This window comes from Bacteroides sp. OM05-12 (assembly GCF_003438995.1).
Classification (GTDB): Bacteria; Bacteroidota; Bacteroidia; order Bacteroidales; family Bacteroidaceae; genus Bacteroides.
Genome location: NZ_QSUN01000018.1, coordinates 70,478 through 78,575, shown reverse-complemented (window position 1 = coordinate 78,575; position 8,098 = coordinate 70,478). Strand labels below are relative to the sequence as shown.

The 8,098-nt window shown below is 38.1% G+C and carries 4 protein-coding genes; 2 read left to right on the top strand and 2 right to left on the bottom strand.

Going from position 1 to position 8,098, the window contains the following annotated elements; translation table 11 throughout:
• Positions 1–634: 634 nt before the first annotated feature.
• Positions 635–2,875 (top strand): RICIN domain-containing protein, encoded by a 2,241-nt coding sequence (locus DXB63_RS13115; RefSeq protein ID WP_122126862.1) that lies wholly within the window; start codon positions 635–637, stop codon positions 2,873–2,875.
• A 24-nt stretch (positions 2,876–2,899) separates the two neighbouring features.
• Entirely contained in the window at positions 2,900–3,058 is a 159-nt protein-coding gene (locus DXB63_RS17970) for a hypothetical protein (protein ID WP_158563685.1), read from the top strand.
• A gap of 103 nt (positions 3,059–3,161) precedes the next feature.
• Here the strand turns inward: DXB63_RS17970 and DXB63_RS13110 are convergent, their stop codons facing one another.
• Positions 3,162–4,835 (bottom strand): SusD/RagB family nutrient-binding outer membrane lipoprotein, encoded by a 1,674-nt coding sequence (locus DXB63_RS13110; RefSeq protein ID WP_122126871.1) that lies wholly within the window; start codon positions 4,833–4,835, stop codon positions 3,162–3,164.
• 17 nt (positions 4,836–4,852) lie between these two features.
• Positions 4,853–8,056, bottom strand: coding sequence for a TonB-dependent receptor (locus tag DXB63_RS13105; protein ID WP_122126861.1), 3,204 nt, complete (start codon positions 8,054–8,056; stop codon positions 4,853–4,855).
• Positions 8,057–8,098 lie beyond the last annotated feature (42 nt).

The window sequence follows — 8,098 nt, the reverse complement described above, 5'->3', positions numbered from 1 at the left end:
TTAATTCTTTTGAACTCATTTGATGATCTGTTTGAGTCAACCTATAGCAGGACAAGACACAACAAAATAAGCAAGCCAAAAACGCCTAAGGGAGTGATGCCTAACGCTCCAGTAGCTGTAAGCTATCGCTCCCTTGAGCGTCAGCCAACGCCTCCTTGAGTGATGGACATCGCTCCCTTAGGTGATTTTAAAATGAACTTGATGTTTTTTTCAAACACCTTGATGTTTTTTTTAATCATCAGGTTGATTGAAAAAATCATAAGGACGTTTGAAGCCAAACATACGGTCGATTATCGACAAACTCCTATTGTTTGCAGGCAATCGACCGTATGCTGGATGAACCACAAATAAGACATGATTCTGTAGATGAACCATTATTTAATGGAGATTTCTCTCATTCTCAATTTTTTTATGAGAATAGTAGGATTCTATTTGGTGGATTTATTCGGCATATACGTCTTAATATTAAATTACGATGTTTTAAGCGAGAATTGTATACGAAAACATTATGTAATTACTAGATTCTTAATTAAACAGTGTGAGGTTCTATGGATCTGTATGCTCAAAGCAGTTTAAGTAAAGTCTCTAATAAGTATTTTCTATTTTGTTAATCCGAATATTAAATTTATGTATTATGAAAAAAAAGTATGTTTTATTGATTTTGATTCTTCTTTGTGCCCTCTTCGATGTCAGTGCACAAACATCAGTAACAGTACCCGATGAGAATAAGGTATATAATATCGTAAACGTTCGTACGCTTTGTTATATTACCCCACTTAGTGAACCCGCATCTGCCAGTTGGGGAACGCTTTATGAAGTTGGTTTCTTCGAACGTTATTCAACAGAGGAGGAAAGAACAAAACAGCAATTTAAATTTATTCCTGTTTCCGGTCAAACTGGTAAGTATTATATTCAGAATGTAGCTTCAGGCAAGTATATTGCACAAGCGACACCTTCTTTAGATGGTAATGACTGGCTTGCAGTATGGGTTGACCCGAGCAATATTGCAGCGTATGGAAGTAAAGTGGAATTCATCATTACTTCTGTTGGAGATGGAAGTGTTTATATTGGTAATAGCAATTACCAAAATTTATTAGGGACAGATTATCCTGATGAGTCTTATGTGAAATGTACGGCAGATGCTAGTTGGGGATATGCTCCTAATTATAAATGGATTATCACAGAGTATATTGCAAGCGATGCAGATAAAATGGCATTGATTCTTATTTTAGATAATGTGAATAGTTATTTAAGTAATCCTGTAATTCAGATAGGTAATGAAATCGGTCAATTTCCTCAGGATGTATATGATGAATTGTTGGCTAAGCAAGCTGCAGCGCAAGATGTGTTTGATGATTCGGAGGCAACTCAAGAAGACGTTGATGCTGTGAAGGGAGCTTTAGAGGCTATATTCAAGACTTTTAAAGAAAGCTTGATTGTTATACATCCGGAATCCGAGAAGAAATATTATATAACCTATGATGGAGAGGAAGGTAAAGGGATAAATTCTTTAGATGAAAATGGAGAGGGCAAGGCTTTTTTGAATACGTTTAACGAGCAAAAATTTAAGTTTGAAGAAGTAGTGGAAGGTGATTTTGTTTATTATAGAATCCAATCTGTTCGAAATGGAAAATATTTGTATAGAGATAGTAATGGGTATACTACTCTATGGGCGGAGGATGTATCTTCTGAAGGAGATAATGCTCTTTTTAGAATTGTAGCAACTGAAAATCTGGAAAAATCAAGTTATGTCTTCATTCAGATTAAAGTTGATGGGAAGCATTTGGGCAATGATACCGGAACCGGTTGGTGGAGTGATGTTTATTCTGATAAGGGTTCTGATAACGCAATTTATTGGCAAATAACCGCAGCTGATGACTTGACGAATGGGGGAACTGCTACGGATATTGTTTTAACCGGGAGATGGGACTCTGATACATTTAATACGATAATCGGAGAGAATGCTCCATTTGTTACAACAATAGACTTTACGAATGTGACTGACTTGACCGAACTACCTTCTGTTGCAGGTTTGAACCCGAACTGTTTGATTTATGTAAATGAAGGTTTGAATGTGGATGGTGAAGAGAATGTAGTGGTATTTAACGGAGAAGGAGCTGAGGCTTCCAATGTTGTATTGCAAGATGGTTATAGCTTTAACAATGTGAAGAATTTTACTGCCGATAAAATCTCTTATACTCGCTCTTTGTCGGATGATGGATGGATAACAGTCTGTTTGCCTTTCGATGTGAATCAGGATGATATGATATTGGAAGAGTTTGCAGATGTAGAAACGACTGCTGAAGATAAAGATGAAATGATTTTTTCTAGAGTTGAATCTGTAAAAGCGAATGTTCCATATCTGGCAAAAAGAGGAAAAGAAATAGATAATGTAATATTTGAAGCAACGAATGCACCGGTTTATTCTACAGAAAATTTATCCCCTGTATCTCCTGCTGCCGGATATGCGTATCATGCAAATTATCGTAAGATTGAAGGAAATGACGTGGTAGGTTTCTATCTGATGAATAATGCGGGAACAGCCTTTGCCAAAGTAGCAGAAGGAACCCCCAATGGGTCTTATATTCCTGCATTCCGTGCTTATTTTACTGCTGCTGCAAATAGAATGCTGTCAATAGCTCATGACAATGGTGGGGCTACCGGTATCGATTCTACCGGAAATATTGATCGACTGGTGATAATTCCTAATAGTGGTTCTGTTGAAATCATTTCGGGCAAAGTGCAAATGATTAATGTTTATACCTTGGATGGATGTCTGGTCAGAACTTTAAGTCTGCATGAAGGTTCTAATTATGTTACAGGATTGGATAAAGGAGTTTACATTATCAATCAGCAGAAGGTAGTAATAATCTAGTTGTTAATCTTAAAATGAGAAGAAATGGAAAATAAAGAAGTTTATATAAGACCGCAAATAGAGGTAATCGAATTAATGTTGGAAAATGTAATAGCGGGTTCTGATACTGATCGTTTAAATTTGACAGATGATCCGCATGAAGGTGGCGGAGCTCGTTCTAAAAGGAAGTTTTGGGATGATTGAGTTCAGGTATTAGTTTTGAAAGGCCGTTTCATATTTGAGACGGCCTTTTTGATGCTTTTACTTTGTTGGAGAAATAGGAACGGAGCTTTAACTTTCTTTTGTCTTAGAAAATGTTTCTTCCTACATCCCACCATAAACGGGTACCACCATTATCTGCCCCGCCTAGTAATCTGAGTAGTTGGTTATATTGGGTAGGATTATCGTTCTTTAGTGCTTGTGGAAATATCAGACGACGTATTCCTGTTTTTGAATCAATAGTTCCCTGACTGTTGTTGTGATAAACCTCAAATAGCTTGGGATAGCCCGTACGTCTTTGTTCTGCCCATGCTTCGCAACCTTCCGGATAGATTGCCAGCCACTTCTGTACGGCTATTTTTTCTAGTTTTTCTTCTTGTGCCACTGCATCTTCCCATTTAGGAGTAACATTACTTTGAGCGGCAATATCGTAGATGGTAGGATTATTCTCTTTTCCGAAAGCATCTTTGTATCCTGCCGGAGTATTTTGAGATTCCAAATATAAGTCTGCACTGCCTGCTCCCCATTGCTCAAATGATGTTTGTACTCCTTTCTTATAGTATTCCCCTTCTTTTCCTGCATCCACATATCCTCTTAGGGCTGCTTCTGCACGAAGAAACCAAACCTCGGCTGCTGTCATTAAGATAGCCGGAGTATTGGGAGTTACAGTGCTTATGGAATGTCCCTTATAGTAATTATGTGTAGTACCTGTACCTTGGCGGATACCTTTATATTGTCCGTAGTAGTTAACATCTTTCCGGGTTTCTCCATAAACATAGTTGCCATTATCATCTATTTCATTTTCATAGGCTTCAATAGATTTCTCGAAGTATTTCTGTGTACGCGGGTCTTCATAGCCGAGAAGGTATGATTCCATATTGGCATTCATATGCACTTCTAGCCATCCTTTATTTATTTCTCCCAAGGGGTTGGTATAACCATTCTTGCCGGATACTTGGATAATTTCGGAAGATAATTCTAAAACGCCGCCATTGTTCGGATCTAGTGCTTTCTTTGCCTCATATTCAGCTTTGGTTCTATCGACATTAGAGATACGCATCGCCAAACGGAGACGTAATGAATTTGAGAATTTAATCCATTCCGGATAAGTGCCTCCTTGTGTTAATATATCTGCATCTGCAAAAGTATTATTGTTCGGTGCAGATTTGATGTAATCATTGATGAGCTGTTGGGCATCATCTAAGTCGGAAAAGAATGCATAGTATGCTGTTTTCAGATCATCGGGGTCCGAACCGGTTTTTATTCCGAATTGGGTATATACGATAGGTCCGTATAGGTCTGCAATGCGGTGCATAAGTTCCACTTTCAATATTTTGGTGACTCCCACAAAAGCAGGGTATAAGTCTTTATTTAAATCAATAGCTTTTTGGGCTGCCGGAAGAATGTAGCCATAGGTGTTTATCCATGTGGTTGAAGTCCATCCGTCGTTTAGATTGTAAGTCGAGTTCTTGTCGTTAAAACTGCCGTTAAAATCATGAAAGTAGCCGCAGAACATATCAGATGAAAGGTTTTGCATAATCTGATAGGGCCAATTCTTGCCGCTTCCCCAGTCGTAATTGAAATAGATACCTTGTTCTACTATGTCAATGGGGTTTGTATATAGCTTAAAATCCTGTATCTGTTTATCTTCCCCATATCCGGTTGTTTTCGTATTGTACTCTTCGAAGTTGCCTGTGCAGGAACTGAATATTGTTAATCCTGCTATAAATAGGCTTATAATATATATGGTGTCTTTTTTCATCATATTGTTTCTTTCAATTAGAATGTGAATTTGACATTGAAACCTAAACTTCTTGTTGTTGGTATACCGAACACGTCCACTCCCTGACAACTGTTGCCACTTGACAAACTTGCGTCCGGATCAAACGGAACGTTTTTATAGAAAAAGAATAGATTGCGTGCAATGAATGATAATTGAATATCACTGAATACTTTTGTTCTTGTCATCCATTTTTTCGGGAAGTCATAACCTAAGGACAATTCTCGTAAACGGATGTTTGTTGCATCATAAAGATAATTTTCTGTGACGCCGTTGCGTCCTCCGACGATAGAATAGAAACCTTCCACATCTTTTATTCTGTGTCCTTCCAAGTCTACAAAGCCACGTGCACGATCATCACCACTGGTTTTGCTAACCCCTTTTTGGTCAAGCTCGGCTTGCGTAATGGAAATTATATCGCCTCCGAAACGGCAGTCAACCAGGAAGTAAAGAGTAAAACCTTTATAAGTAAACGTATTACTCCAACCTAGTAATGCTTTTGGATTTGCATTGCCTATTTTGTCATTATTCCCGGTTGAATAGGATGGCATATCGGTTGCTTCTCCTGTTCTTTCGTTTCTCTGATAAATGATATTACCTTCATTGTCTCTTTTGAATTTATTTCCGTAAATATCTCCTAGAGAACCCCCTTCCACAATTCTCATCATGTACATCATACTCATTCCTTCGTCGCCATAAGCGAATGATTTGAGCTCTTTGTGTAGTGATATAATTTTGTTTCTGTTGGTAGAGAAATTGAATATGCTTTTCCAGCGGAAATCTTTGTTCATAACCGGAGTTACTCCTAAAGTGAGTTCGACACCTTCATTTTGAATGTTACCGGCATTCACATAATAGAATTTATATAATGCGCCTGCGGAGGAAGGCATTTTCAGTAATTGGTTTTTGGTATTGGTGCGGTAATAAGTGAAATCCAGATCCAAACGATAATTAAAGAACTTCCATTCGGTACCTATTTCATAAGAAGTGCTCATTTCCGGCTTCAATTCGCTAAACGGTGCAACATCGTTTTGTATAAGTTTACCACCGGCTCCAATGATGTCTACAGGGTTGCTTACATATAGCGGAAGATCATTACCGACTTTAGACCGAGATGCACGTATCTTGCCAAAAGATATCCACTTTGGCATTCTGATCGTATTATTGATAATCCATGATAGACCTGCTGAAGGATAGAAGAAGCCTTTATTTTTATGTTTAGTATAGGCTAATGTGGATGCCCAGTCGTTACGGGCGGTAACATCCAGGTATAAACTTTCTTTCCAACCGATTTGTGCCGTTGAGAAGATGGATTGGAGTACATGGCGTTGGTTGATAATCTCGTCGCATGCGGCGGAAGTGTTCATGCGGATATTGGATACAGTAAACACATTAGGGTAGTAGAGCCCGCCGATTTTGGAGTCCAACCTTAACCCGTCTGTTTTGGTGCTATTGATACTTGTTCCTAAAGCTGCATTTAAAGCCCAATTATTCCATTTCTTGTTGAACATTGCCATTAAATCGGCATAAAGCAGCATTTCAGTGCGGCTTTGATCAACGTATCTACCATTATTTTTTGGTGTTGTTCCAATTAAATCACTGGCGGTGGTAGCATATGTTTTTTGTTGAAATTTGTCATTCGTATAGTCTATATTTCCGCGTGCTTGTAAAGTAAACCAATAGGTTATCTTCAAGCTTGTAGTTAAAGCAGCTAATGCACGGTAACGCTTGTCTTTTCCTTGTACTCGATTAATCAACCAATATGGATTCTGTTCGAAACTACTTACATTAGTGTACCATTGTTGGGATTGTATATTACGGGATGGATCCAATTTCTCGAATCCCGTTTTATAAGGAGTTATGTCTTCTCCACGTGGATAACCATATAGACCTACTAATGGGTTCATGTAATACCCCCCTGATGCAGGGCGGTTTCTAATAGTCTGTGTCATAAAATTCACATTGGCATCTAATTTTAATCTATCATTAAAGAAACTTGCAGCTTCTCGAAGATTAAGATTATGCTTCTGCAATTTGTTATGCCCGACAATGCCTTTTGCGCTTGTATTGGCATAAGAAAAGTAGGTTTGCATTGCTTCATTTCCATTTTGCAGTGAAAGAGAATTGATAGCAGTTATACCATTGTGGAAAAAATCATCAACATTATTATAGTCAGTTAGAGATCCTTTATCCTCTCCCCAACTTTGATTGTCTTTACGGGCATATCTGTTTTGAAATTCCGGTAAACTAATAGCCTGATCCACTGTCAGATTAGAAGAGAACGTAACTTTTTGTATACCGGCTTTACCTTTCTTTGTCGTGATTAAAATAACACCGTTAGCAGCCTGTGAACCATAGAGTGCAGCAGCAGAAGCACCCTTTAAGATGCTGAGACTCTCAATATCATCAGGATTCAGATTAGAAATACCGTCACCAGAGTCACGGTTTCCGGCATCATTTACTCCTCCCATTACAGAAGATGCTTGTTCGCTGAGAGAGTTTAGCATGGGAATACCGTCAATGACGTATAAAGGTTGATTATTTGCTTTTTCATTAGCCGAGCGTACCCCACGAATTAGAACTTTAGCCGAACCACCTAATCCGGATGAGTTTCTCGTGATTAGTACACCGGCTGCTTTTCCGGTTAAAGCTGTAATCATGTTAGGATCTTTCATTCGGGTTAATTCATCTCCTGCCACTTGTTGAGCCGAGTATGTTAAAGATGCAGCTTTCTTTTTGATTCCCATTGCAGTAACTACAACATTGTCAAGAGTCAATGACTCATCTGGTAATTTGATTCGGAAACGTTCTTTACCCTTAATCGGAAATTCCTGAGTTTTATAGCCAATGAAAGAAACAATAAATGTTCCATCTGGATTAACTTCGAATGAGAAATCACCGTCTATATCGGTTATTGTGCCATTTGTCGTACCTTTTTCAAGTACGTTAGCCCCGATGATCGGTTCGCCATTCATATCGGTGACATTGCCTTTAATGGTGATTTTTTTCTGTTGTTTAGTGTTATCAATACTGTTTTTTGTCAAAACATTATTTTTGTTCTTCGCAATATAATTAATTTCTGTACTGTTGAAACCCCGATTAAGCACTTTTGCTACGATCTTATTGTCGGCATTTTGGGAATATCCTGTTCCGCAATATGCTTGGAGTACGATAAAAATTAGTAGGAAGAGTGTGGTTTTCATTCTTAATAATTATTTAATTGAATATTAAACTTTTTGATATAA